Origin of the sequence: Micromonospora sp. 15K316, assembly GCF_004348525.1 — a bacterium.
Classification (GTDB): domain Bacteria; phylum Actinomycetota; class Actinomycetes; order Mycobacteriales; family Micromonosporaceae; genus Micromonospora.
This window is the reverse complement of the sequence record NZ_SMKG01000015.1, coordinates 1-24,897: the sequence shown is the minus strand read 5'-3', so window position 1 is coordinate 24,897 and position 24,897 is coordinate 1. Positions and strand designations below refer to the sequence as shown.

22 protein-coding genes and 2 pseudogenes are annotated in these 24,897 nt (G+C 72.8%); 16 read left to right on the top strand and 8 right to left on the bottom strand.

What is annotated here, in order from left to right; translation table 11 throughout:
* Positions 1 to 125 precede the first annotated feature (125 nt).
* From E1211_RS06055 to E1211_RS06040, 4 genes are all read left to right on the top strand, one after another.
* Positions 126 to 755: a TetR/AcrR family transcriptional regulator gene (locus E1211_RS06055; protein ID WP_132346250.1), complete on the top strand. Its 630-nt coding sequence runs from the start codon at positions 126 to 128 to the stop codon at positions 753 to 755.
* 387 nt (positions 756 to 1,142) lie between these two features.
* Positions 1,143 to 1,979 (top strand): oxidoreductase, encoded by an 837-nt coding sequence (locus E1211_RS06050; protein ID WP_132346248.1) that lies wholly within the window; start codon positions 1,143 to 1,145, stop codon positions 1,977 to 1,979.
* 240 nt (positions 1,980 to 2,219) lie between these two features.
* Positions 2,220 to 3,554: an SWIM zinc finger family protein gene (locus E1211_RS06045; RefSeq protein WP_132346246.1), complete on the top strand. Its 1,335-nt coding sequence runs from the start codon at positions 2,220 to 2,222 to the stop codon at positions 3,552 to 3,554.
* On the top strand, positions 3,551 to 6,085 hold the full coding sequence (locus tag E1211_RS06040) for a DUF6493 family protein (protein WP_243709365.1): 2,535 nt from the start codon (positions 3,551 to 3,553) through the stop codon (positions 6,083 to 6,085). Before E1211_RS06045 ends, E1211_RS06040 begins: the two co-directional genes overlap by 4 nt.
* 337 nt (positions 6,086 to 6,422) lie before the next feature.
* Here the strand turns inward: E1211_RS06040 and E1211_RS06030 are convergent.
* The 3 genes and pseudogenes from E1211_RS06030 to E1211_RS06020 form a co-directional block, all read right to left on the bottom strand.
* Positions 6,423 to 6,773: pseudogene (locus tag E1211_RS06030) on the bottom strand (VOC family protein); the annotation flags it as partial.
* A gap of 171 nt (positions 6,774 to 6,944) precedes the next feature.
* A complete protein-coding gene (locus tag E1211_RS06025; protein ID WP_132346335.1) occupies positions 6,945 to 8,129 on the bottom strand; it encodes an RNA polymerase sigma factor in 1,185 nt (394 codons plus the stop codon).
* A gap of 106 nt (positions 8,130 to 8,235) precedes the next feature.
* Positions 8,236 to 8,613: a YciI family protein gene (locus E1211_RS06020; protein ID WP_132346244.1), complete on the bottom strand. Its 378-nt coding sequence runs from the start codon at positions 8,611 to 8,613 to the stop codon at positions 8,236 to 8,238.
* Positions 8,614 to 8,786: 173 nt separating this feature from the next.
* Here E1211_RS06020 and E1211_RS06015 point away from each other — a divergent pair, with 173 nt between their 5' ends.
* Complete coding sequence (locus E1211_RS06015; RefSeq protein WP_132346242.1) at positions 8,787 to 9,284, top strand: YcxB family protein; 498 nt, start codon at positions 8,787 to 8,789, stop codon at positions 9,282 to 9,284.
* Between the two features lie 31 nt (positions 9,285 to 9,315).
* On the opposite strand, the gene E1211_RS06010 is transcribed toward E1211_RS06015, so the two are convergent.
* From E1211_RS06010 to E1211_RS06000, 3 genes are all read right to left on the bottom strand, one after another.
* Positions 9,316 to 10,029 carry a cation transporter gene (locus E1211_RS06010; protein WP_132346240.1) on the bottom strand — a complete coding sequence of 238 codons (714 nt, stop codon included), beginning with the start codon at positions 10,027 to 10,029 and terminating at the stop codon, positions 9,316 to 9,318.
* Positions 10,029 to 10,358 (bottom strand): helix-turn-helix transcriptional regulator, encoded by a 330-nt coding sequence (locus tag E1211_RS06005; protein WP_132346238.1) that lies wholly within the window; start codon positions 10,356 to 10,358, stop codon positions 10,029 to 10,031. Before E1211_RS06005 ends, E1211_RS06010 begins: the two co-directional genes overlap by 1 nt.
* A gap of 79 nt (positions 10,359 to 10,437) precedes the next feature.
* A complete protein-coding gene (locus E1211_RS06000; protein WP_132346236.1) occupies positions 10,438 to 11,058 on the bottom strand; it encodes a TetR/AcrR family transcriptional regulator in 621 nt (206 codons plus the stop codon).
* A 115-nt stretch (positions 11,059 to 11,173) separates the two neighbouring features.
* On the opposite strand from E1211_RS06000, the gene E1211_RS05995 reads away from it, so the two are divergent.
* The 5 genes from E1211_RS05995 (at position 11,174) to E1211_RS05975 (ending at position 15,581) form a co-directional block, all read left to right on the top strand.
* Positions 11,174 to 12,034 carry an SDR family oxidoreductase gene (locus E1211_RS05995; protein WP_132346234.1) on the top strand — a complete coding sequence of 287 codons (861 nt, stop codon included), beginning with the start codon at positions 11,174 to 11,176 and terminating at the stop codon, positions 12,032 to 12,034.
* Positions 12,035 to 12,245: 211 nt separating this feature from the next.
* Positions 12,246 to 12,785, top strand: coding sequence for a toxin-antitoxin system HicB family antitoxin (locus tag E1211_RS05990; RefSeq protein WP_132346232.1), 540 nt, complete (start codon positions 12,246 to 12,248; stop codon positions 12,783 to 12,785).
* A gap of 36 nt (positions 12,786 to 12,821) precedes the next feature.
* Entirely contained in the window at positions 12,822 to 13,667 is an 846-nt protein-coding gene (locus E1211_RS05985; protein WP_132346230.1) for a DUF4097 family beta strand repeat-containing protein, read from the top strand.
* Between the two features lie 145 nt (positions 13,668 to 13,812).
* Entirely contained in the window at positions 13,813 to 14,793 is a 981-nt protein-coding gene (locus tag E1211_RS05980; RefSeq protein WP_132346228.1) for an ATP-binding cassette domain-containing protein, read from the top strand.
* The gene (locus tag E1211_RS05975; protein ID WP_132346226.1) at positions 14,790 to 15,581 is read left to right on the top strand and encodes an ABC transporter permease; all 792 of its coding nucleotides are present in this window, start codon (positions 14,790 to 14,792) and stop codon (positions 15,579 to 15,581) included. The genes E1211_RS05980 and E1211_RS05975 overlap by 4 nt, the downstream gene beginning before the upstream one ends.
* A gap of 111 nt (positions 15,582 to 15,692) precedes the next feature.
* On the opposite strand, the gene E1211_RS05970 is transcribed toward E1211_RS05975, so the two are convergent.
* A complete protein-coding gene (locus tag E1211_RS05970) occupies positions 15,693 to 16,664 on the bottom strand; it encodes a zinc-binding dehydrogenase (RefSeq protein WP_132346224.1) in 972 nt (323 codons plus the stop codon).
* 232 nt (positions 16,665 to 16,896) lie between these two features.
* Here E1211_RS05970 and E1211_RS05965 point away from each other — a divergent pair, with 232 nt between their 5' ends.
* A complete protein-coding gene (locus E1211_RS05965; protein ID WP_132346222.1) occupies positions 16,897 to 17,883 on the top strand; it encodes an NAD-dependent epimerase/dehydratase family protein in 987 nt (328 codons plus the stop codon).
* Positions 17,884 to 17,944: 61 nt separating this feature from the next.
* Here E1211_RS05965 and E1211_RS05960 read toward each other — a convergent pair whose 3' ends face one another.
* Positions 17,945 to 18,439 carry a GNAT family N-acetyltransferase gene (locus tag E1211_RS05960; protein WP_132346220.1) on the bottom strand — a complete coding sequence of 165 codons (495 nt, stop codon included), beginning with the start codon at positions 18,437 to 18,439 and terminating at the stop codon, positions 17,945 to 17,947.
* 613 nt (positions 18,440 to 19,052) lie between these two features.
* Here E1211_RS05960 and E1211_RS05955 point away from each other — a divergent pair.
* The 5 genes and pseudogenes from E1211_RS05955 to E1211_RS05935 all read left to right on the top strand — a co-directional run.
* On the top strand, positions 19,053 to 20,162 hold the full coding sequence (locus E1211_RS05955; RefSeq protein ID WP_132346218.1) for a sugar phosphate isomerase/epimerase: 1,110 nt from the start codon (positions 19,053 to 19,055) through the stop codon (positions 20,160 to 20,162).
* 305 nt (positions 20,163 to 20,467) lie between these two features.
* Positions 20,468 to 21,757, top strand: a complete 1,290-nt coding sequence (locus E1211_RS05950) for an MFS transporter (RefSeq protein ID WP_132346216.1) — start codon at positions 20,468 to 20,470, stop codon at positions 21,755 to 21,757.
* Positions 21,758 to 22,023: 266 nt separating this feature from the next.
* Positions 22,024 to 23,202: a condensation domain-containing protein gene (locus tag E1211_RS05945; RefSeq protein WP_132346214.1), complete on the top strand. Its 1,179-nt coding sequence runs from the start codon at positions 22,024 to 22,026 to the stop codon at positions 23,200 to 23,202.
* Positions 23,199 to 24,530, top strand: coding sequence for an MFS transporter (locus E1211_RS05940; RefSeq protein ID WP_132346212.1), 1,332 nt, complete (start codon positions 23,199 to 23,201; stop codon positions 24,528 to 24,530). Before E1211_RS05945 ends, E1211_RS05940 begins: the two co-directional genes overlap by 4 nt.
* Positions 24,523 to 24,897 (top strand): annotated as a pseudogene (locus E1211_RS05935) (hypothetical protein); the annotation flags it as partial. The gene E1211_RS05940 and the pseudogene E1211_RS05935, both read left to right, overlap by 8 nt.

Genomic DNA, 24,897 nt, shown 5'->3' with positions numbered 1-24,897 from the left:
CCGCCGCTCAGGGCGAGCAAGGGACCGAGGCGGCCGGGGCGAGCCGCCGCGACGATCGGTCTACCTGGGTGCCGTGCTCGGAGGGTAATCGGACGGATGCCGTCCGCTTGTGGTACGCTTCCAGGATGCCTGACCTGGACCCCGTGCCGGGCACCCGGGCGGACGCGCGGCACAACCGACGCCAACTGATCATCGCGACGCGCGAGGCGATCGCGGCCCGCGGGCTCGACGTCTCGTCCCTCGACATCGCGAAGGCGGCGGGCGTCGGGGTGGGCACGCTCTACCGGCGCTTCGGCACCAAGGAGGCGCTGCTCGACTACGTCGTGCTCGGCCTCTACGACGAGTTGTTGGACACCGCGGAGGTGTGCCTCAAGCGACCGGACCCGTGGGACGGGCTGACCGAGTTCGTGATGGATCTGGCCGGGGCGCACCGGGACAGCCGCGGGCTCGCCGAGGTCACCGCGGCCTGCGACGGCCCGTCGTCGCCCGAGCTCGCGCAGCGGACCATCGCGCTCCAGGACGTCGTCATCCGGCTGACCGATCGGGCGCACGCGGCTGGTTCCCTGCGTGCGGACGTGACCTGGGCTGACATCCTGATCTGCTCGCGCGCGGCTCTGGACACCGACCACTGCCTCGGTGTCGACGCGGGACCCGACGGGTGGCGGCGGGTCGTCACCATCCTGCTCGACGGGATGCGCGCACCCGGGCGGACTCCTCTCGAGGGGCCCGAGCCGCAGGTGCACCGCGCGGAATGACCAGACCTCACCGCTCGTAGATCCGGGGTCGACGGGCATCGGGACGCCCCGGCACACGCCCGGCGATCTCTCGCATCCCGGCGGCGTACCGAGACGTCGTGGGCGCCTCCGCCGTCGAGCTCGGGACCGCCTCGCGGCCGGCCTCGTGCCGTCGTGGGCCGGCGCCGGGTCATTGCGGATCCACCGTCACGTCTACGTGCGTAGACTAGCGAGCTCAGCCGAGTCTACGACCGTAGACGCCGCAGCTGAGGAAGGGGCATGGGGGAGTCCCGTGGATCTGCGACCAACCGGCAAGCGTGCTCCGGTGACCGGTTCGAGTTCACGACTCCCGCGTGTGCCCCGATCGCCGCTGTCGACGGGACTTCGGTCACGAGGAAGGGGTACCCGATGAGCAGGACGTGGTTGATCACGGGAAGCTCGCAAGGGCTGGGCCGCGAGCTCGCCGAGGCGGTCCTGGCGGCCGGTAACTGTCTGGTGGCGACCACCAGACGTCCCGAGCAGCTCAACGACCTCGTCGAACGCCACGGCGAGCGGGTCCGTGCGCTGGCGCTAGACGTGACCGATCCCGCCGCCGCGCGCGGTGTCGTACGGGAGGCGGTCGAGGCGTTCGGACACCTGGACGTCGTGGTGAACAACGCCGGTTACGCCGACGTGGCTTCCATCGAGGACATGCCCGAGGACGAGTTCCGCGCTCAGGTCGACGCGAACTTCTACGGCGTGGTCAACATGACCCGCGCCGCGCTGCCCGTCCTGCGCGAACAGGGCCACGGCCACATCATCCAGATCTCCTCCGTCGGTGGCCGGGTGGGCGGCCCGGGCCTGGGTCCCTACCAGGCGTCCAAGTGGGCCGTCGGCGGGTTCTCCGAGGTTCTCGCCAAGGAGGTGGCCTCCTTCGGGATCAAGGTCACGGTCGCCGAGCCCGGCGGTATGCGGACGAACTGGGCCGGCTCCTCGATGACCATGCATCCCATCAGCGACCCCTACAAGCCCGTCATCGAACCCACTGTCGCCCGGATGCGGGCCGCGAACGGCAGGCAGCCGGGCGATCCCGCACGGGTCGCACAGGTCATCATGGACATCACCGAGGCCCCGGACCCGCCGCTGCGCCTGCTGCTCGGATCCGACGCGGTCGCGGTCGCACGAGCCGCGGCCGAGAACCTCGCGGCGTCCGACGCCAAGTGGCGAGCGGTGAGCGAGTCCGTCGGCTACGACGAGGGAGAGTAGTCGTAGCCGCCGTCCGCGCCACCGTTCCCGCCTGGCGCCAACCGCGCCGGTGCGCCCGCAGGGCGCTGCCGTACGCCGTCGCCGCGGGAGCCCGGGTCCGGTGACGACAGCCCCGCGTCCGGGCCCTGCCCCGGGCGCGGGCCACCTCCCGCGCTCTCCACCAGCGCTGATCCGTACCGGCAGCCCGGCCCCTGCTGTTCCTCGAACGCGATGTCGGTCGGTCGCCCTACGGTGTGCCCCGTGAACGCCGTCCAGACGTACCGATACCTTCAGCCGTCCGCGCTCGGCGCCGCCGGCCTCGACCTGCAGACCTGCGGCGGCCCGGAGGCCAATCCGCGTTTCTTCTCCGGGTTCCTCACCGCCCCCGGGGCGGCCGCCGCCGGCCTCCTCGCCGTCGCCGAGGTGGCCCGCACCCGCTACCACCAGCCGGTCAGTCCGGCCAGCCTCGACCCGGTGGTCACCGGCAGTCGGGACCGGCTGCGCTTCGAGTCCTTCTCCGGTTGCTGCGGTGTCTACGCCCGGATGGATGTGGGTCCGACCGGCTTCGACGGCGACATCGTCGGGCACGGGAGCACCAACGTCGACGTCAACCCGCCGCTGCGGGAGGCGCTCGCCCGGGTCGGGGGGATCGAGCCCCTGCACATGGCCGTCGGCCCGGACGACCTCACCGTCTCCACCATCGACGGGGCGGTGGTCGAGCGGAAGGTGCCGCTGCCGGGACGCTGGCTGCGCGGCTTCGCCGAGGTGCACGTGCTCACCGCCGGGTTCGAACCCCGCGCCGAGATTCCCGCCGCCGAGGCGGCCGCGTTCCTGCGCCGGCTGCCCGGCGCCGGCGACCGCTCGGTGCTGTGGGCGCTGCCGGCCGGGCGTACCCTCCGGCTGACCTCCCGGCCCGCACCGGGCGCCGTCTGCCTGGCCGGCGCGGGACGGCTCGCGGCGCTGCGCGGACTGGTGCGGCACGCCCGCACCCTGCGGGTGTACGGGCCTGCGGTACGCGCCGGCTCGCCGGCCGCCCCGAGCACGTGGGAGCTGGACACCGGGGCGACGCGGCTGTCGCTGACCCTCTCTCCCGAGCCGTACCGGGGCTTCTCCGGTGAGGGAGCCGCTCTGCTCGCGCTCGCCGCCGACGAGGTGATCGACGACGCGCAGATGGTGGGCGCCCTGCTCTCCTGGGACCCGACGATCGACGTCGCCGCGCTGGCCGACGCGGCAGGACTGCCCGACGATCGGGTTCGCGCCGCCCTGGCTCAGCTCGGTACGGCCGGGCGGGTCGGTTACGACGTCGCCGAGGGCGCGTACTTCCACCGGGTGATGCCGTACGACGCGGGCCGGGCCGAGCGGGACAACCCGCGCCTGGTCGGCGCACGGACGCTGATCGAGCAGGGCGCCGTCCGCCGCGACGGCGAGCACGCCACGGTTCGCAGCGGCGACGAGGAGTACCGGGTACGCCGGCTGCCCGACGGGAGCCTCACCTGCTCCTGTCGATGGTGGGCGCGGCACCAGGGACAACGTGGACCGTGCAAGCACGCCCTCGCGGTGTCCCTGGCGACGGCGCCGGCGGAGGTGCCGGCGTGAACAAGATCTTCGGCCCTCTGAGCCGCGGCGACGTCCCCGTCGTCCAGTCGATGCTGTCCGGGCTGGACGAACCGGCCCGGCGGACGCTCGGCGACGAGCTCATGGCTCACGTGCGGCGCCGACGCGACAACTGGTGGTCGGGGAAGGAAGCTACCGCTCTGGCGGTGGCCGCCGTGGGCACGTTCAGCACCGCCACGAAGGCCGCGGCGCTGCTCGGCCGCCGGTCGGTCATCCTGCGCGACGCCGACTGCGAACCGGTGATCGTCATGGCCCGGCAGCGGGGCGTCACCTGGCTGGCCGACCTCGCGTACAAGCTGGCCGACCGGCTGCAACGAACCCGGCCGTGGGAGAACTGGCTCTTCGTCGAGGCCATGCTGCTGGCCGAGCGGGCCGCGCCGCCGACGACGGATGCGTTCGTCTCCGGTTGGGCGTACGCGATGTGGTGGCGGAACAACCCGCGGGAACTCGCCCCGCTGGCCGACCGGCTCCGCGTCGACCCGTTCCTCGACGTGCTGCTGCCCCGGCTCTTCGAGGTCGACGGAATCGGGCTGACGTCCCCCTACGAGCGGCAGCTGGTGCCGCAGGCGCTCGCCGCCCTCGCCGAGGAGGGGCGGATCGACCGGTCGGTGCTGCTGGACGGGGTGCTCGGACGGCTGCTGCGCGGAGACCGGCCGGTCGCGTTGCGACCGTTCCTGGCCCTGCACGACCTGCTGGCGCCCACCCCGGCGGAGGCGTTGAGCCGGTCGGCCCCGTACCTGCGGTTGCTCGCCGATGCGCCCGGCCCGGTGGCCACGCTGGCCCAGCGGACCTTGCAGGGCCTCGGGGAGACCGTCGAGCTGGAGGCTATCCTCGACGCCGCCCGGACCGTTCTCACCAGACCGGAAAAGGGTCTCGTCCGGACGCAGCTGACCTGGCTCGACCGGGTTGCCCGGCAGCGGCCGGACCGGGCCGCGCAGATCGCCGAGGTCCTCGCCGTGGGCGCCGAGCACCCCGCGGCCGACCTGCGCGACCGGGCGGTGGCCCTGGCGCAGCGGCACGGTCACCAGCCTGTCGCCACGGTCACCGTGACGACGGCCCGCGACGAACTGCCGTCGCCGGTCCCGCCCGCGCCCGCGCCACCTCCGATCACCGATGTGGACGAACTGATCGAAGAGGTGTCCGCGCTGCTCGCGCACCGGCGGTCCTCGCCCGCGGTGGAGCGCGTCCTCGACGGGCTGGTCCGGCTGGCCACCACCGACCGCGACCGGATGGCCGCCGTGCTGCTGCCCCTGCTGCAGCGCGAGCAGGTGGGTGCCTACGACCACCCGTGGGCGGTGTACAACCTGCCGGTCCAGCTGCACGGCGTCCTGCTCGCCGCTGCCGCGCCGGCCGAGGCGGCCACCCGCCGCGACCAATGGTCCGGCATCCTCAGCGACTCGCTGACCCGAGCGCCGCGTCCCTTCCGGGGCCGCCCGGCCGTGGAGCCGCCCCGGCAGTCCGCGCTCACGTTGGTGTACTGCGCCCGGCTCGCGGAGATCGGGCAGCGGCTGGACGGTCGGCACGACCCGGGACTCCTGGCCGCCCCGACGTCGAGCACCGGGGCCATCGACCCGACTGCGCTCTACGAACGGCTGGCCTTCCTCGGCGACCGCCCGGTCTGGCGGTGGGACCTCACCCAGGCCCTGCTGCGGCTACCGGCCGGCGTCGACGAGACGCTGGCGGTCCGCGCTGCCGCGCTCGGCACGCCGGCGGGCGACGAACTCGCCAGCTGGCTGCGCGGGGACGCCCTGCCGGCGCCGGTGCAGCAGGTGGTGACGATCGGCCGACGAGACCGGGGGAGCAGCTACTACTACGGCTACGACCGGTTACCCCTGCGGCGCACCCTTGTCGCTGGCGTCCCCCCGGACGGCGTCGCGGACCCGCTCGGGCTGCTCACCGTGCCCGCGCCCCAGATCGGGCAGCGGCACGCCGGCCACCGCGACCTGTGGCCGGCGCTGTTGCCGGGACACCGGGGCCTCGTCGCCGCCCACCTGCTACCCGGGATCGCCATGGCCGCGCAGGAGAACCTCCGGGAGGGCGCCACCGTCCTGCCGATGCTGGCCGAGTGCACCGGCGCCGGCAGCCCCGCGCTCGACCTGGCGCTGGCCTACGGGTTGTGCGCCCGGCACGAGGTGGACCGGGCCGCCGCAGTCGACGCGCTGCTGACGCTCGCCGCCGGTGACCTGGACGCCCCGGGTGTCGGCGGTCAGCTCGGCGCGCTGGCGGCCGACGGCCAGGTGACCCTGACCCGGGCGGTGCCGCCGCTGCGGGACGCGGTCGCGGCCGGGGCCCGGCTGACTGTGTGGCGGCTGCTCGCCGCGGCGGTGCCGCCGTTGCTGGCCGCGCCGACGCCCGCGCGCGGCACAGCCGACCTGCTCACCCTGGCCGCCGAGACGGCCGGCGCGACCGGCGTACGCATCGAGGTCCCGGGGCTGCCCGACGTGGTGGCGCGCGGCGGCGGTAGCCGGCTGGTGACCGAGGCCCGCCGGCTCGCCACCGCCCTGGCGACCTGACCCGGCAGGCGAGTCGCCGGCAGGGGTTGGCCGGGCACACCCGAGGCCAACCCCTGCCGAACCGCCGGCGCGACACGTGGAGGCGCCCGCGAGGTCTGCCACCATGTGCCGGTGCGACAGGTCACCGTGCTCGGCAGTTGCGCCACCGTTCCGGAGCCGGGACGCGCGTGCAGCGGTTTCGCCGTCGACTGGGACGGCCACCGGCTGGTGCTCGACCGGCTCATGCTCACCCACTTCTGGCCGGGCGACGACCGAACCGTTTCCGTGGCCGCCGCACGGACGCAGTTCGACGGTGTTGTCGTGGCGGCCGACGAGGGACTCACCGTCGCGCTCGGCGCACCAGGACGGCCTGCCGGACATCGCCCCTCGAGTCGGCCCGTACGACGGCGTTCGCCAGAGCCGTGGCCAGACGCCCCGCGGGCGCGGGTTCGGGGTCGCCCTGCTGGACGACGCGGATCCAGTTGCCGCCGGGATCGACGACGCTGAACCCCGTCACCCCGTCGGCGTTTCTCCGCGGCCGGGGCCGGGTCATCCGTGGCGTTCCGGACACCAGGACCTTCCCGTACGTCGCGCGCATTCCGGCGGCGAAGGCCCGGTGGAGTCCTTCGATGTCCGAGGTGAGGACCAGGCACGAGCCGTATGACTGCTCCGGGTCGAAGCCGGCCATCTCGAAGAAGTGCAGGTGCAGCCATGCAGGTCGGCACGCCCGTCGCAGATGGAATTGGCCGTTGGGCGGCGGCAAGCAACTCATCGGCCGAGGCGCCGAAGCGCGGTGCAGCGATGTGGGTACCGGCGGAACGCCGATGCCGGTCGCGCTTCTGCCGCGGACGGCGCCGGATCGGCGGGCGGCACGTGCCGGTCAGCCGGCGAGCTGGTCGCGGCGGCGGGTGAGGTAGGCCCGCTCCGCGGGGTTGCCGGCGAGACCGATGGCCCGGTCGTACGCCGCTCGCGACTCGCCGCTACGCCCGAGTCGCCGCAGCAGGTCGGCGCGCGCGGCGTGGAAGGCGTGGTAGCCGTCGAGGGCTTCGGCGAGCCGGTCGGTCTCGGCGAGCCCGACCTCGGGCCCGTCGACTTCGGCGACGGCGACCGCCCGGTTGAGTCGTACGATCGGCGAGGGGTCGAGCAGCACCAGGCGTCCGTAGAGGGCGGCGATGGTGGACCAGTCGGTGTCCCGGGCGGAGGGGGCATCCGTGTGGACCATGTTGATCGCGGCCTGCAGCTGGTATCGCCCGGGTGGGTCCCCGCCGGCGGCCACCGCCTCGATCCGCTCGCGGACCAGCGCCGTGCCCTCGGTGATGAGGGTGCGGTCCCATGCGCCACGATCCTGCTCGTCGAGGGTGACCAGCTCCCCGGTGCGGGACACCCGCGCCGGCCGTCGGGCGTCGGTGAGGAGCATCAGCGCCAGCAGACCGACGACCTCGCCGTTGCCGGGGAGGAGAGTGCGGAGCAGGCGGCCGAGGCGGATCGCCTCTTCGGTGAGGTCGACGCGGAGCGGGTCGTCGCCTTCGCCGGCGAGGTAGCCCTCGTTGAAGATGAGGTAGACGACCGCGAGCACGCCCGCGAGCCGCTCGCGGAGGTCATCGGCCGACGGCACCCGGTAGGGGATGCGCGCGGCTCTGATCTTCGCCTTGGCGCGCGTGATCCGTCGCGCCATCGTGGTCTCCGGCACCAGGAAGGCGCGGGCGATCTCGGCGACGGTGAGGCCGCCGAGCAGGCGGAGGGTGAGCGCCACCCGGGCCTCCGACGCGAGCGCCGGGTGGCAGCAGGTGAAGATCAGCCTGAGCCGGTCGTCCGCGACCGGGCCGGTCGGCGCGGGTGGGGTGTCGTCGTACACGATCCGGGCCGCCTGGTGTTTGGCGTCGCGCTGCGACTCGCGACGGAGATAATCGATCGCCTTGCGGGTCGCGGTGGTGGCGAGCCAACCGCCGGGGTTGGGTGGTACTCCCTCACGCGGCCATCGCTGGGCAGCCGCCACGAACGCCTCCGCCGCCGCCTCCTCGGCGACGTCGAGGTCGCCGAAACGGCGTGCGAGCCCGGCGACCATCCGCGCCCACTCCTCCTGGTGGAGACGGGTGATCGCCTGCTCGACGGCGGGACCGGTCACGGCTCGGGCGGTCACTCGGCGGACGGCAGGGGTCTCGGCACCACGCTCACCCGTTTCCGGAGCTGCTCCGGGCCTCCCCGGGGCCTCGGAACCGGTGCACCTCCTGCGGCCAGTCGAGCGCGGTCGCGAGCCTGCCGGCCCAGTACCGGGCCGCCTCGTCGTCGGGCACGTCCACGACGGCGAAGCCGCCGAGGTGCTCCTTGGTCTCGACGTACGGGCCGTCGGTGAAGACGGGTTCGCCGTCCACCGCCTCGACACTGCACACCGCGGTGGACCGGTCGAGCCCACCGTTGCTGAAGATCAGGACACCCTCGGCTCGCATCTCCGCGATCACGGCCCGGCCGGCCACGCCCTTCTCGCGTATCTGCTCCGCCGTGTGTTCGGGCACCCACTCGTCGTTGAAGGTGATCAGGTACTCCGTCATGGTCGTCTCCTCCCAGTCCCGGACGAGGGCCGTTCCCGACTCCTCGTGCCCGCGGCCGAGCCGGCCGCACACTGGTTCCACGAACGGCCACGCCCTGATACGACACCATCCCGGAAACTCCTTTTCAAGGCGGCCTCGGCGGTGCTCGTCATGGGGGGCACTATCGTTCTGGCGTGCACATCCGTTTCGACGTCCCGGCCGACCCCGCCTACCCGGGCCGCGTGGCAGCGGCGCTCAGCAGCGTGCGGCTGCGCAAGTACGGATACATCGGCGCGGTGCTGGCGGCGGTCGGGGCGATCGCTCTCGCCGCCTCGCGCGGGTCTGCGTGGGGCGACCGGATCGTGCCGCTGTGCACCGCGTTGATCGTGGCTGGGTTGCTGTCGATGCTGTACTCGCCGTGGGTACGGTTGCGCGCCCGGCGCCGCTCCGGTCGCTACGCCGTCGCCGGCGCCTACGACATCACCGACGACAACATCATGATGCGGAGCGGTTCGGAGTCCGGCGGTATCGCCTGGGACGGGGTCGTCCAGGTGAAGGACACCCCGGAGTTCTGGATCGTGTACGTCGGCAAGATGCCGGCGACCGTGATCCCCCGCCGCTTGATGTCCGCCGAGGACTCCGAGACGTTGCGGGCCTTCATGGCCGAACGCGGGCTGCTCCCGCGCCGGTGAACCCGTCCGCCGCGACGCGCGCGGCCGGCGGCTACGAGGTCGAGCAGCAGCGGCATCCCGGCTGGCAGCCAGCGGAGTCCCCGCTGCCCGCGGTCTCGGGACGGGGCGTCACGCAGCAGGCGTCACCCCGCCACGCTTCCCGCCCCTCCTTGACGGCGACGGCCGCGATGACGAGCGCGGCGAGCGGGTCGGCCCAGGACCAGCCGAAGAGGCTGTTCAGGCCGAGGCCGACGAGGAGCACCGCGGAGAGGTAGGTGCAGAGCAGCGTCTGTCTCGAGTCGGCCACCGCCGACCGGGAGCCAAGTTCCCTGCCGGCCCGCCGTTGCGCGTAGGAGAGCAGCGGCATGATCAGCAGCGACAGCGCGGCGAGTACGAGACCGACGCTGGAGTGTTCCGCCTCGGCCCCGCTCAGCAGCGCCCGCACCGATTCCACGGTGACGTAGGCGGCCAGGGCGAAGAACGACAGCGCGATGACGCGGAGGGCTGTCTTCTCGCGGGCCTCCGGGTCATGACCGGCGAACTGCCATGCGACGGCCGCCGCGGAGGACACCTCGATGACCGAGTCGAGGCCGAACCCGACCAGGGCGGTGGAGGAGGCCAGGGCGCCGGCGGTGAGCGCGACGACGGCCTCGATGACGTTGTAGGTGATGGTCGCGGCGACGAACAGCCGGATCCGGCGCGCCAGCACCGCTCGGCGGGCCGGATCCGTCCCGAGCAGGGGCAGCGGGCGCGGTGGCGCCGCCATCAGCAGCAGCCCTTCCGGTCGGAGTCGGGGCAGGCGGCCGGATCGACCGCGAGCACCAGGCCGAGCAGATCAGCCAGCGCGTGGGCCAGGCGGGCGTCGGCCAGCTCGTAACGGGCACGCCGGCCCTCGGGTACGGCGACGACGAGACCGCAGCCACGCAGGCAGGCGAGGTGGTTCGACAGGTTCTGCCGCGTGGTGCTCAGGAGTTCGGCGAGTTCGGCGGGATAGCCGGGGCCTTCCCCGAGGGCCAGCAGCAGGCGCGCGCGGATCGGGTCGGAGAGGGCGTGGCCGAATCGGGCGAGGACTTCCCCGTGGGTCAGCGTCTGCACCCGCCGATAGTACACCGAGCGCTGTACTAATCTGGCCGGCGGCCGTCACGCGCTCGACGTCGACCCGATCGAGCCCGGCTCAATGGCCGCGGGGGCGGGGGCGCAGGCCGTTGAGCGCGGTGGCCACGACGCGGTCGGTGTACTGGGTGGTGAGGGGGCCACTGCGGTGCAGCCACCGGTTGAGCACGGGTCCCCAGATCATCTCCACGGCCACGTCGAGGTCGAGATCCTCGGCGAGCTGCCCGGCTTGCTGGGCGCTGCGCAGCCGTCGTCGCTTGGCCTCCTTCAGTGGCCCGTCCAGTCGTTCGACGTAGGCGGCGGCCAGCTCGGGATCGTGCGCGATCTCGGTGGCCAGCGCGCGCATCGGCTGGTCGTAGCGGGGATCGTTCAACTCCTCGATCGTGGCGCGCAGCACCGCGGTCAGGTCTGCCTCCAGGTCCCCGGTGTCGGGCAGTGCCGGAGGTTCGCCGTCGCTGCCCTCGCTGAGCATCAGGAAGGCGTCGAAGATGACCGCGCCCTTCGACGGCCACCAGCGGTAGATGGTCTGCTTGCCGACGCCGGCGCGAGTGGCGATGCCCTCGATGCTGAGTTTCGCGTAGCCGACGTCCTGGAGCAGGTCGAACGCCGCGGTGAGGATGGCGCGTCGGGAGGCCTCTCTCCGGCGGCCCGCGTTGGGCGTCGCTCTGTGCTGCGTCGTCATGCGCACAACCTACCAAAGGCGAGACGGACCGTATCGTCTTGACGACGAGGCGGCCCATCCCTATCGTCATCCCATAACGAGACGGACCGTCTCGTCTCAGGGATGGAGATCGACCATGCGCACCTCATCCGGCACCACTGCGCGTACCTGGTTCATCACCGGCGCCAGCCGCGGCCTGGGCCGCGCGTTCGCCATCGCCGCGCTCGAACGCGGTGACCGGGTGGCCGCCGCCGCCCGGACCGTCAGCCGCCACGACTTCGACGAGCGCCACGGTGACAGGCTCCTCGCCCTGCCCCTCGACGTGACGGACCGGACGGCGGTCTTCGCCGCCGTGGACACCGCGGTCGAACACTTCGGACGGCTCGACATCGTCGTCAACAACGCCGGCGCCATGTCCATGGGCATGATCGAAGAGTTCACCGAAGCCGAGGCGCGAGCGCAGTTCGAGGTCAACCTCTTCGGCGCGCTCTGGGTCAGCCAGGCCGTGCTACCGCACCTCCGGGCTCAGCGGGCCGGCCATATCGTGCAGATCTCCAGCATCGCCGCGCTCGGTGGCTTCCCGAGCACCGGGCTGTACAGCGCGAGCAAGTTCGCGTTGGAGGGCATGAGCGAGGCCCTCGCGATGGAGGCGGCGACCTTCGGGGTCACCGTCAGCATCGTGCAGCCCGGCGGCTACTGGACCGACCTGTACACCAGCATGACCGCCACGACCCCCAGGGAGGACTACGGCCCACTCCGCGCCGAACTGGAGCGCCAGTGGGCCGAAGGCTCCATCGACAGCGAACCGCGACTGGCCGCCGAGGCGCTGTTGAAGCTGGTCGACAGCGACCAGCCGCCGCTGCGGCTCCTGCTCGGCAGCATGGTGTACGACCTGGCCTTCGACATCTCGCGGCGGCGAATGGAGACCTGGGCGAGCTGGGAGCAGGTCAGCCGGGCTGCCGAGCATGCCGTCCCCGCCGCGCACCCTGCCGACTGAGGGTGCGTCAGCTGGACCGCGGCCCACGCGCTCGGCCAATCGCCGACGGGTGGGCCGCACGGGCTTCCCGAGGTGCCGGTCGTGCTGTCAGGGCGCGGAGAAGGCGCCGGGTCGGCGACAAGCTGTTCGGGAGTGATTGATCGAACAGCAGTGGCGTCACTTGGCGTCATTGGCATTGCCTATGGCGTCACTGTGATGCCATACTGGCGTCATGGAGCTTGGTGTGTATGTGGAAGCGGTCCGGCGGGATCTCGCGGTGGCGGCAGCGGCCGGCGGTGAAGACGCCCAGGAACTCGGTCAGCGCCTCGTCGCGCCGCTGGAGTCGGCCATCCGGCTCGCCCTGCTGGACGCGCTCTCCGAAGCGGCCACCGAGATCACCCGCGATCTCGCGCCCGGCTCGGTGGACCTGCGTCTGCGCAACCGCGAACCGAGCTTCGTGGTGACGCCACCCCCCGCCGAGCAGTGGGCCGACGAGACCGAGTCGCCGGCGGCGCCCCCGCCCAACCCGCTGCCGCAGCCACCCACCGACGGCGAGGACGAGGCGACCGTACGGATCAGCCTCCGCCTGCCCGAACACCTCAAGGCGCGCGTCGAGCACGCGGCCGCCGGCGCCGGCGTCTCGATCAACACCTGGCTGATCCGAGCCGCCGCCGCCGCGCTCGACGCCCCTCACCAGCGACCCGGACCCGACAACCCCCGGCGCTCCGCCCCCGTGACCGGGGGGCAGCGCTTCACCGGCTGGGTGCGCTGACGCACCGGCCCACCGACTACCCGAAAGGGGAGCACCATGCCCTCGTTCGACACCCCCGGACCCATCTCGGCGTCGGTCGAACTCGTCGCCGGCGACGTACGGATCACCGCCGGCCAGCGGGCCGACACCGTCGTGCACGTGCGGCCCGCCGACGAGTCCGACGACCGCGACGTGCGCGCGGCCGCACAGACCCGAGTCGAGTACACCTCCGGCCGCCTCGTGGTACGCGGCCCCAAGCAGTCCGGCTTCGGCATCTTCAACAAGATCGGCTCCATCGACGTCACCATCGACCTGCCGGCCGGCTCCGGCGTCGACGGGAAGCTCGGCGTCGGCGCCGTCAACTGCTCCGGGCCGCTGGCCGACTGCCGGCTCAAGACCGGCGCCGGTGACCTTCAGGTCGAGGACACCGGCGCGCTTCGCCTCCACACCGGCTTCGGCGCGGCCATCGCCGAGACCGTGGCGGGCGACGCCGAGGTCACCACCGCCTCCGGCAAGCTCAGCGTCCGCGCCGTGGGCGGGCGGGCGGTACTGAAGAACGGCAACGGCGACACCTGGATCGGCGAAGCCGGGGGCGAGCTCCGGATCAACTCCGCCAACGGCCAGGTCGCCGCCGAACACGCCGCCGCGTCCGTCACGGCCAACACCGCCAACGGTGACATCCGCGTCGGTGAGCTGGTCCGAGGATCGGCGACGCTGCGCACCGCGGCCGGGCGGATCGAGGTCGGCATCCGCCGCGGCACCGCGGCCCGGCTCGACCTGCACACCCACTACGGCAAGGTTCGCAACGACCTGAACGCCACCGCCGGGCCCGCCGACACGGACGAGAAGGCGGAGGTGCGTGCCCGCACCGCCTTCGGCGACATCCTGATCCACCGCGCCTGAGCGACCCCCCACCACCGTGTGATCCGGTCGCGGGCTGACGCCCCGACTGGCGATGACCCGCGCCCGCACAACCCGGTCCAGCCCGCACGGCCCGACCGGCGATGGCACGCGCCCACTTCCGAAACCACTGATCAATGGAGGAGCAATGACGGTCACCACCGCCACGCGGCCGGCCATCTCGGTCTCCGGCCTCCGCAAGTCGTTCGGCGACAAGGTCGTCCTCGACGGCATCGACCTCGTGGTCACCGAGGGAACGGTCTTCTCGCTGCTCGGGCCCAACGGCGCGGGCAAGACCACCATGGTCCGCATCCTGTCCACCCTGGTGCCCGCCGGCGGCGGCTCGATCCGGGTGGCCGGGCACGACCTCGCCAAGGAGCCCGACGCGGTGCGGGCGGCGATCGGCGTGACCGGCCAATTCTCCGCCGTCGACAACCTCCTCACCGGCGAGGAGAACCTCACGTTGATGGCCGACCTGCACCACCTCGGCCGGATCAACGGCAGGCGCCGCATCGCCCAGCTCATCGAGCGCTTCGACCTCGGCGAGATGGCCCGCAAGCCCGCCTCCGTCTACTCCGGCGGCATGCGGCGCCGTCTCGACCTGGCGATGACCCTCGTCGGCGAGCCACGGCTGATCTTCCTCGACGAGCCCACCACCGGGCTCGACCCCCGCAGCCGGCACGCGATGTGGCAGATCATCCGCGGACTCGTCGCCGACGGCGTCACGGTCTTCCTCACCACCCAGTACCTCGACGAGGCCGACGAACTCGCCGACCGGATCGCGGTCCTCGACCACGGCCGCATCGTCGTCGAGGGCACACCCGACGAACTCAAGAGCCGCATACCCGGTGGGCACATCCTGCTGCGCTTCACCGACCCCGCCGCGCTGCACGCCGCCGCCCGAGCGCTCGCCGCCGCGCACATCGACGACGAGGCCCTGACCCTCCAGGTCCCCAGCGACGGCGACGTGCGTTCGCTGCGCACCGTGCTCGATCGACTCGACGACGCGCGCGTCGAGGTCGACCGGCTCTCCATCCACACACCCGACCTGGACGACGTCTTCTTCGCCTTCACCGGCACGCCCGTAACCGCCGCCGCGCCCGACGCGACCCCTGGGGGACACCGATGACCAGCCTCGCCTACACCCTGACCGACTCGGCGACCATGTTCCGCCGGCAGCTCCGCCACATGCAGCGATACCCCTCGCTGACCGGGATGCTGATCGGAATGCCCGTCGTGCTCATGCTGCTCTTCGTCTACGTCTTCGGAGAGACGCTCGGCGCCGGGCTTCCCGGCGGCGGCGGTGACCGCGGCGCGTACATCAACTACCTGGTCCCCGGCCTCCTGCTCTTCGCGGCGTCCGGGGCGGCCCAGGGCACCGCCATCTCCGTGGCGATGGACATGACGGAGGGAATCGTCGATCGCTTCCGCACCATGGCCATCTCCCGCGCGTCCGTCCTGACCGGACACGTCCTCGGCAGCCTGGCGCAGACGATGCTCTGCATGGCTGTTCTGCTCGGCGTCGCGCTGGCCATCGGGTTCCGCCCCACCGCAACCCCGCTCGAGTGGCTCGGCGTCGCCGGCCTGCTGCTCGCGGCCGGGTTCGCGCTGACCTGGCTCTCGGTCGCGCTCGGTCTCGTCAGCGACAGCGTCGAGACCGCCAGCAACCTGCCCATGTTCCTGATCCTGCTGCCGTTCCTGGGCAGCGGCTTCGTGCCCACCGACACCATGCCGACCGTCCTGCGGTGGTTCGCCGACTACCAGCCGTTCACTCCGGTCACCGAGACGCTGCGCGGGCTGCTGCTCGGCTCGGGAATCGGCGCCAGCGCGCTCATCGCCGTGGCCTGGTGCGCGGTGATCTCGCTGTTGTCGTACCTCTGGGCCCGGCGAGCGTTCCGCCGCCGTAGGGCACGGTAGACCAGGGACGAGGCAGGGGCGGAACGCCGACGGCGTTCCGCCCCTCGCCGCGATCGGGCGAGCGCCGCCCGGCCCTTCCACGACCGGCCCCGGCGGCCGGTACGGGTGCCGTCAGATCGCGAGCAGGGTCTTACCCAGAGCGCTGCGCGCCTCGATCACGGCGTGCGCTTCGGCGGCGAGCTCCAGAGGAAAGGTCTGCCCGATGACCGGCCGCACCCCACCGGCCGCCGCTCGTGCGATCACCTGCTCGGCCCACCGGTGCTTGTGCGGCCCGAAGTCGAAGAGCTGCTCGATTCCGAGCACCTGTACCCCACGCCGCTCGGCCTCGGCCGGATCGACGGTCGTGGCCCGGCCGCTGGCCGCCCCGTGCACCGAGAAACGTCCGCCCTCCGCCGTCACCTCGAACGCGGCTCGACCGATCTCCCCGCCGACGCCGTCGAAGACCACATCGGGGCCGGCGCCGCCGGTCGCCTCGATCACCTGCTTCGTCCACCCCGGCTCGGAGTAGTCGACCGCCGCATCCGCGCCCAACTCCCGGACCAGGTCGAGCTTCCGGGCGCCACGGGCCGCCCCGACGACCCGGGCACCGGCCGACCGGGCCAGTTGCACCAGCAGAGTGCCGACACCGCCCCCCGCCGCCTCGACGAGTACCCACTCGCCGGGACGGATCCGGGCTCCCTCCACCAGCCCGAGCGCGGTGCTGCCGTCCGGGTGCAGCGCGCAGGCCTCGGGCAGGCCCAGCCCGTCCGGCACCGGGAGGAGGTCCTCGACCGCGGCTACCGCCTGCTCGGCGAATCCGCCGGTCTGGCCGGTGCGGCCCAACACGCGCCGTCCCGACCAACCTGCATCGACACCGGCGCCGACCGACCGCACCCGGCCGCCCACCACACCGCCGGGCACGTAGGGCGGCTCGGGTCGGTCGTGCCACCTGTCGGCAGCCCGCCGGATCTGCGTCTCCACGAAGGTGATCCCCGCGACTGACACGTCGATCACGACCTGGCCCTCGCCGGCCACCGGATCGGGTGCCTCGCCGAGCACCAGCACCTCGGGACCGCCGAACCGGGTCACCCGCACCACCCGCATACCGATCACTCTCCTGTATGACTCATCGCATCGCGGCAACAAGGAGTCTTCGACCTCAACCGGCGTTGAAGTCAACCGGCGACCGTCCCGCCGATCGTCCTGCGGCACGTGACTGTCGCCGCCGGTCGGATGGAAGAGGACGTCGGCGACGGGATTTCGCCGGCAGCGTAGATCTTCTGCCGCTGGCTAACCGGCCTGGTGGCGAGCCCGCCGAGCGTGTTTCAGTGCCGGCATGGACATCTTGGTACTCGGCGGCACGGCCTGGCTCGGCCGCGAGGTGGCCCGGCAGGCGGTGGAGCGGGGAGACGCGGTGACCTGCCTCGCCCGGGGCGAGAGCGGGCAGGCGGCCGACGGGACGACCCTCGTGCGCGCCGACCGGCGCGAGGCCGGCGCCTACGACGAACTGCTCGACCAGGAGTGGGACGCCGTGGTGGAGGTGTCCTGGCAGCCGGGTTTCGTCCGGGGCGCGCTGCGGGCGCTCGCCGACCGTGCCCGGCACTGGACGTACGTCTCCTCCGGCAACGTCTACGCCTCCCACGCCACGCCTGGCGCGGACGAGTCCGCGGAGCTGATGCCGCCGACGGAGCGGGACGTCGTCACCCGCGAGCAGTACGGCGAGGCCAAGGCGGCGTGCGAGCAGGCTTCGGTGGCCGCCGTCGGCGACCGGCTGCTGATCGCGCGGGCCGGACTGATCGGCGGACCCGGAGACCACAGCGACCGGTCCGGCTACTGGCCGGCCCGCGCCGCGCGGGACCCGGACGGTCCGATGCTGGTCCCGGCCACCCCCGATCTGCCGACGCAGGTCATCGACGTCCGCGACCTCGCCGCCTGGCTGCTCGACTCGGCTCGCGACGGGGTCACCGGCACCTACAACGCCGTGGGTCCGGTCGTTCCCTTCGCCGAGTGGATCGAGCTGTGCCGGGCCGAGGCAGGGCACACCGGACCCGTCGTCACCGCCGATCCGGGCTGGCTGCGGGAGCAGGGCGTGGCGGAGTACATGGGCCCGGAGTCGCTGCCGATGTGGCTGGTGGAGCCGGGATGGGAGGGCTGGTCCGCCCGCAGCGGCGAGGCCGCCGTCCGCGCCGGGCTGCGGCACAGGACGCGTCGTGAGCTGGTCGCGGACACGCTGGCCTGGGAGTGGGAGCGGGGGCTCGACCGTACGCGGCGGGCCGGGCTGAGCGCCGAGCGCGAACGTTGGCTGCTCGCCGCACTGCGATGACGCCTTTCACTCGCCAGGCGCAGAGCGCGACGCCGCGCGCAGCTGTCCGCCGGGTACGCGATCAGCCCAGGCGCCGGCCCAGGGAGATGCCGCCGTCGGTGAAGCCCTGTCGGCTGTAGAAGCGCACGGCGTCGGCATTTCGGTGGTGGATACCGGCCGAGAGGTACCTGATCCCGCGGTCCGCGGCCCACCGCTCGGCCGCCCTCAGCAACGCCGATCCCACCCCCAGCCCCCTGACGTCGGGCAGCACAACCGTGTGTACCTGTGCCGACGGTTCAGGATTCAGGATCTGGTGCTCCGGCGGGTCGGAGTGCCGCAGCACCTCGACCATCCCGACGACCCGGCCGTCGGGAGCCTCGGCGACGAGGATCCCGTCCGGTCCCGACTCGTCGGCCAGCACGGCCGTGAAGTGACGACGGACCGCGTCACGCGGGGGGATGCGGTAGACGGCAGGGTCGAGAACGCGGTGCGCCTCGGCGTTGGCCAGGCGCAACTCCACCAGAGCCGGAACATCGGCCGGGACCGCCGGCCGAACCGTCAGCCTTACCTTACGCATCTTCCTGATCCTAGGGCCCACAGGCTGAAGCTCACCGTGCGCGACGAGGGCTCGTCCTGTCGATCCCGGAAGCCAGGCGTGTGGTCGACGCGACGGGTGCGGCGGTAGCAGGACCACCCCGCCACCAGTAACACGACCTCCACGCCACGAGCAGCGAGGGAGCCCCCGACCGGGTGGTCTCGGCCCGCACCGAGGTGCAGCCGGTGGAGAGACGACACCGACGAGCGGACCGGCCACCTGCACATCCACCTCGCCGCAGGAACGGCGTCACGGTGCCGTCCGTGGAGGTTCGCGGCCGTCGAGCAGGCGGCTTTCCATCGGTCGGACCGAAGTTCTGCATAGCTTGGCAAAAGTTAGAGATCAGCGTCTATTTCCTTCCGGTGGTGTAGCCGTTACCGTGAGTCGGTCCATGATTCGGCGACCATGGACCGCCAGGTCAGACCCCATACGCGACGGACGCGCCCGCCGGCGGGGCTCCGCTCACGACGTTCCGCGCCCCCCCGGTGAGCCCGTTCCCGATCCGGCCGACACCAGCAGAACGAAGAGGCGGGTGACGGCCGGCGAGGGGATTGAAACGATCCAGCAGGCGGCCAGGCCGCCGGAGAGGACGACCATGCCCACCACCGAACCCGAGCTCCCCACGGACCCGGCGGTACGCCGCAAGCTCACCCGTCGCGGCATCCTCGCCGCCTCGGCCGGCGCCGCGGCGGCGCTCGGCGCGGCCGGTATGAATGTGCTCCAGACCGACCAACCGGCGATCGCCCACGGCCAGCTCCGGGCCGAGCCGCTGATCCCGGCCCGCAACCGGGGCATCATCCTCTACAGCGTCCGGGACCGGATCACCGCCGCCCCGGACGACAGTGGCGTCCCGTACGGCTTCGAACGGGTCCTCGCCCGGCTCGCCGAACTCGGCTACAAGGAGATCGAGTTCGCCGGCTACACCCAGCACAGCTCGATCCTCGGCCGGCAGATCACCCCGGCCGAGATTCGCAAGATCCTCGACGACAACGGGTTGGTCGCCAACGGCTGCCACGTCTCCATCAACCCGGCCACCTTCGAGGAGCAGATGGACATCGCCGAGACGCTCGGCATGAAGAACCTCGGCACCGGCAGCGACCCCACGAACTCCAGCTACGCCTCCGACTGGGACGCCGCCGCCGACGTCTGGAACGACCTGGGCCGCCAGGCCCGCAAGCGCGGGCTGCGCCTCTACACCCACAACCACGACGCCGCGTACTCCTTCCTGCTCGACGCGGGACCGCTGGACGCCAACGGCCGCCCCACCCGGTCGTCCGGCACCCGACGCCTGGAGTACTTCTTCCGCAGGACCGACCCGCGCTACGTCTTCTTCGAACTCGACATCTACTGGGCCTACGTGGCCCGGTTCAAGCACCAGAAGTACGTCGACCGGCACGGCCGCGAGCGCACCGACCTCTTCGACCCGATCCTCAACGTCGTCAACCAGAGCAAGCGGTTCCCGCTCTTCCACGCCAAGGACGGCAACCGCAACAGCGCCCTGGCCAACGGCCACGAGATGGTGCCCTTCGGCGAGGGCGACATCAACTTCCAGCAGTTCTTCCAGACCATCGGTGACCCGGAGTTCCGCCACGCCAACTGGGAGCAGGACAACGCCCCGGGCGGTGCCGTGAACCCCGGCCAGTCGCTGGACTTCGCGGCACTGAGCTACACCAACATGTCCGAGCTGACCATCTACCGCCGCTGATCGCCGGGTCGGGCGCGGCAGTGCGCCCAACCCGGCACCACTCGGGGCCCCTCCTTCGACCGGCCCCGCCCTCCCGCCGGAAACCGCCACCACGCCCAGTGCGTCGTCGACCGCGAACCGGGCGAGCAGCGCCGCGCCCCGGCAGGGCGCAGAGCGGCCATCGGCCGACCCTGACCTCGTGAAGCCCGCCCGAACGGATCCGAACGACCCCGAACGTGCGAGCCCCGCTCAGCAGGTGAGCGCCCGGCTACGGTCGGCACCGACTGCCGTCAGGGCAGCCGGCGGCGGGCAGGACGGGGGCCGGGATGAGCGAGCGGGCCGCGACGTACAAAGAGGTCTTCGCGGTGCGCGAGTACCGCTACCTGTTCGGGGCCTACCTGCTCTCCCTCGCCGGTGACCAGCTCACGGCGGTGACCGTCGCCTACCTCGTCTACACCGGCACCGGCTCGGCGGCGCTGGCGGCGGCCGCGTACGCCAGCTCCTACCTGGCCTGGCTCACCGGCGGGCCGCTGCTCTCCGGCCTGGCCGACCGGTTCCCGCGGCGGCGGGTCCTGATCGGGTGCGACCTCGCGCGCGCGGCGCTCATCCCGCTCGCGGCGCTGCCGGGCCTCGCCGCACCCGCCCTGGTGGTGCTGCTCTTCGCGGTCAACCTGCTGCGGCCGCCGTTCGTCGCCGCGCGGGCGGCGTTGATGCCCGAGGTGCTCGACGGCGACCGCTACCCGGTGGCCAACGGCGTGGACAACATCTGCGCCCAGATCGTGCAGGTGGTGGGCTTCGCCGCCGGCGGAAGCCTGGTGGCGCTGCTGTCGCTGCGCGGCGCGCTGCTGGTGGACGCCGGCACCTTCCTGTTCTCCGCCCTGCTGATCATGATCGGGGTGCGTCGCCGTCCCGCGCCGCGGCCGGCGCCGACTCCGGGCTCTCCCGGCCGAGCCGCCGGGCTGCGCGTCATCTTCGCCGATCCACGGCTGCGCGCCTACGTCCTCGTCCTCTGGACGGCCAGCTCCTTCACCTACGCGGCCGAGGGACTGATGGCGCCGCTGGCCGGCCAGTACGACGGCGGCCCCGGCACCGTCGGACTGCTGCTGGCGGCGGCCCCGACGGGCATGGCACTCGGCGGCGTGGCCCTCACCCGGCTCTGCCCGCCGGCCGCGCGGGCGCGACTGATCCTGCCGCTGGCGGTCCTCTCCGCCGGGGCGCTGACCGTGGTCTGGCTCGTCCCGCCGCTCTGGCTGGTCCTGTCGCTGCTGCTCCTGGCCGGCGCGGCGAGCGCCTTCGCCATCCCACTGAACGCGTTGTTCGGCCGGGCCGTGCCGGCGCAGTACCGGGGACGCGCGTTCGGCGTGGCCATCACCGGCCTGGCCGGATTCCAGGGGATGGCGATGGTGCTGGCGGGTGTGGCCGCTGACCGCTGGCCGGCCACCACCGTCATCGGGTTCAGCGGGCTCTCGGGCGCGCTGCTGGTCCTCGCCCTCACCCCGCTGTGGCCCCGCCGGCGCGCCGACGCACCGGGGACGAGCCAGGCGCCGGTCGAACAACCTCGAACGACCTCGATCGCCGGCAGCCCTGTCGCGGAGGCCGGCGGCGGCCGACGCTGAGGTCACCGGGCGGACACGGGGCCGCCCCGCAGGAGGGGAGGAGAGCCATGCGCAGCGTCGGCAAGCGCGGCGTCAGCTGGACCTGACCCCGACTACACCACCTCGGCGATCGGCCTCCGGTCCACCCTCATCACCGGAGGAGATCGACGGCACTGACGAGAGGAGGTGCGGGCGATGCGTAAGGGCGACTGCGCCAGCTGAGACAGCGGCAGAAAACGACGGGTGGCCACCGCGAGGTGGCCACCCCCCGCACATCGGAGGACCTCATGCGGATTCAGGGCGCCTACCCGCTCACCATGGGCCAGTTGTCCATGTGGAACGCCCTCGCGGTGCGCCCACCCGAGCAGCTGTGGGAGTCCAACCTGGAGGCGGTGTGGCCGATGTCGGCCGCCGCCACCGAGGAGCAGGCCCGGCACGCCCTCGCCGCGCTGGCGGAGCGACACGAGTCGCTGCGCACCGTCTACCGCCCCGCCCAAGAGCCCGGCAATGTACGCCAGGTGGTGCTCCGCGACCCCGTCGTGGAGTGCACGGCGGCCTCCGCCCGGGAACCGTTCGACCTGACCGCTCAGCCGGCCTGGCGGGCCTGGGTCCACACACCCGACGACGGGCCACCGCAGGTCCACCTGCTGATCCACCACATCGCCGCCGACGGCGCCGCGCTCCGGATCCTGGAGTCCGACTTCCAGGCCCTGCTGCGCGGCGAACCTCTCGGCGACGCGCCCGCACCACGTGAGCTGGCCGAGCGGCAGCGCAGCGCCGCGTTCCGGGAGCGGCTGACCGCGGCCGGCGAGTACCGCCGGCAGACCCTCGCCGCCGCACCGCGGCGAACGGCGTCCCGGGGACCCCTGCTGCGGGCGCTCTTCCACACCGGTGTCCCGTACGGCGCGGCCCGCCGCGCCGCGCAGCACCTGCGGGTGACCCTGCCGAACCTGCTGCTCGCGGTCTACGCGCGGGCGCTGGCCGTCACCACCGCGACCCCGGAGCAGCTGCTGTGGCAGCTCGCCGCGAACCGCCTCGACCCCTCGGTACGACGGCTGGTGTCGTCGATGACCCAGTGGGTGCCCATGACGGCCGCCGGCGATCCCGAACGCCCGCTGGGCCAGTCGGCCCAGGAGGTGAACCTCGCGGCGGTACGCGCGATGCGACACGGCGTCTTCGACCCGTTCGCCGTGACGCCCCAGGACTTCGACCACGGCAGCTACTTCACCTTCATCCCGGCGCCGGACGACGCCGACCCCGGCCCGACCGAGCTCCTTCCCGAACGCCTCGAATGGCTCGCACCGCGCGCCTACAGCGGGGCCAGCTTCTACCTGGTCGCCAGGGCGTACCCGTCCGTGCAGCTCACCCTGCGCGTGATGCGCGACGGGTACGGACGAGCCGACGCCGAGCGGTTCCTGGTCACCATGAGCGGCCTGCTGCGGCGTGCCGCCGAGGAGGCGCGATGAGCGCGAGCCTGTGGCGCAACCGCGACTTCCTGGTGCTCTGGTCGGGCCGGACGCTGAGCGAGGTCGGTGACGCCGTTTCGCTGCTGGTCATCCCGCTGCTCGCGGTCACCGTCCTGGACGCCTCCGCCGTGGAGGTCGGCATCCTCAGCGCCACCCGGATGGTGGCCTACCTGTTCCTGTCCCTGCCCGCCGGGGTGTGGGTGGACCGGATGCGCAAACGCCGGGTCATGGTGGTCTGTCACCTCGTCCGGGCCGGGCTGGTGGCGACCGTCGCGGTCGGCGCCTGGGCCGGCTGGGTCACGATGGCGCACCTCTGGGTCGTGGCGCTGCTGTCGAGCGTGTGCACAGTGCTGTACGAGACCGCGCACCAGAGTTTCCTGCCGGCGGTCGTCGCCGGCAACCAGCTGCTCGACGCCAACGGCAAGCTGGCCACCACGTACTCGGTCTCGCAGATCGCCGGCTACAGCGCCGGCGGTGTCCTCGCCTCGGCGCTCGGGGTGGCGCGCACGGCGGGCATCGACGCGCTCGCCTACCTGGTCAACGCGGTGTCCCTGCTCTTCATCCGCCGTCCGGAGGAAGCACCGGCTGCGGTGCGGCGGCGGGACTTCCGCCGGGAACTCGGCGCGGGATTGTCCTTCGTGTTCCGCCATCCGATCATGCCGAGGCTGGTGGCGGCGTCGGCGTCGCTCAACCTGTTCAGTCAGATGATCTTCGCCCTGGGGGTCCTCTACCTGGTGCGGGACCTGCGCCTGAGCGAGCAGATGGTCGGGCTGGTGCTGGCGCTCACCACACTGGGCGGGATCGGCGGCGGCCTGCTCTCCGCGCGGCTGGCGCGCCTGGTGGGCACCGCACGGATCATCTGGGTCGCGCCGCTGGCACTCGGCTGGACGGTGCTGCTCGTACCGGCCGCCCGGCCCGGTTGGGGCCCGGTGGCCTACGCGGTGGGCATGGCCGGGCTGGGCGCGCTCTTCGCCGTCTACAACGCGGCCGCTGTCAGCTACCGGCAAGCGGCGTGCCCACCCGAGCTGCTGGGACGGATGACGGCCTCCGTCCGGTGGGTGATCTTCGGGGTGATGCCGGTGGGTGCCCTCACCGGCGGCCTGCTGGGCGACTGGCTCGGGGTCCGGCCGACGCTCTGGATCGCGGCGGCCGGCGTCTGGGCGTCCGGCCTGTGGCTCTACTTCTCACCGCTGCGGCTGCGCCGTGACGTGCCCGACGAGGCCACCCCGATTCCCGGTCCCGCGGTGCCCCCGCGGTCGCCCGCATCGCGCGAACGGGTGTCCAACGAACCGGCCGGGAAGGCCACCGGAGGAGGACGACGTGAATGACCAGCCGTTCGGGCAGCGCATCCTGTCCTGGGCGGGCGGGCCGGCGGACGCCGACCGGTTCGTCGCGCTGGGCGGGATCCGGCTGCCGGCGGAACCCGACTCGGCCGCGCTGCGGCAGGCGCTCGACGCGGTGGTCGCCCGGCACCCGGTGCTGGGGGAGGGGCCGGTTCCGCTGCGGATCGTCGAGGACGTGTGGTCGGCGGCGGCGGCCGGACGCTACCCGCCCGACGCGCGCTGCCTGCTCTGGGCCTACCTGGCGGGCACCGAGTTGCTGCTCGTGGCGCACCACAACGTCACCGACCCGTGGTCGATGCGGCTGCTCGTCCGCGAGGTGCTGAAGCCGGGCAACGGTCCGGCACCCTCGTAC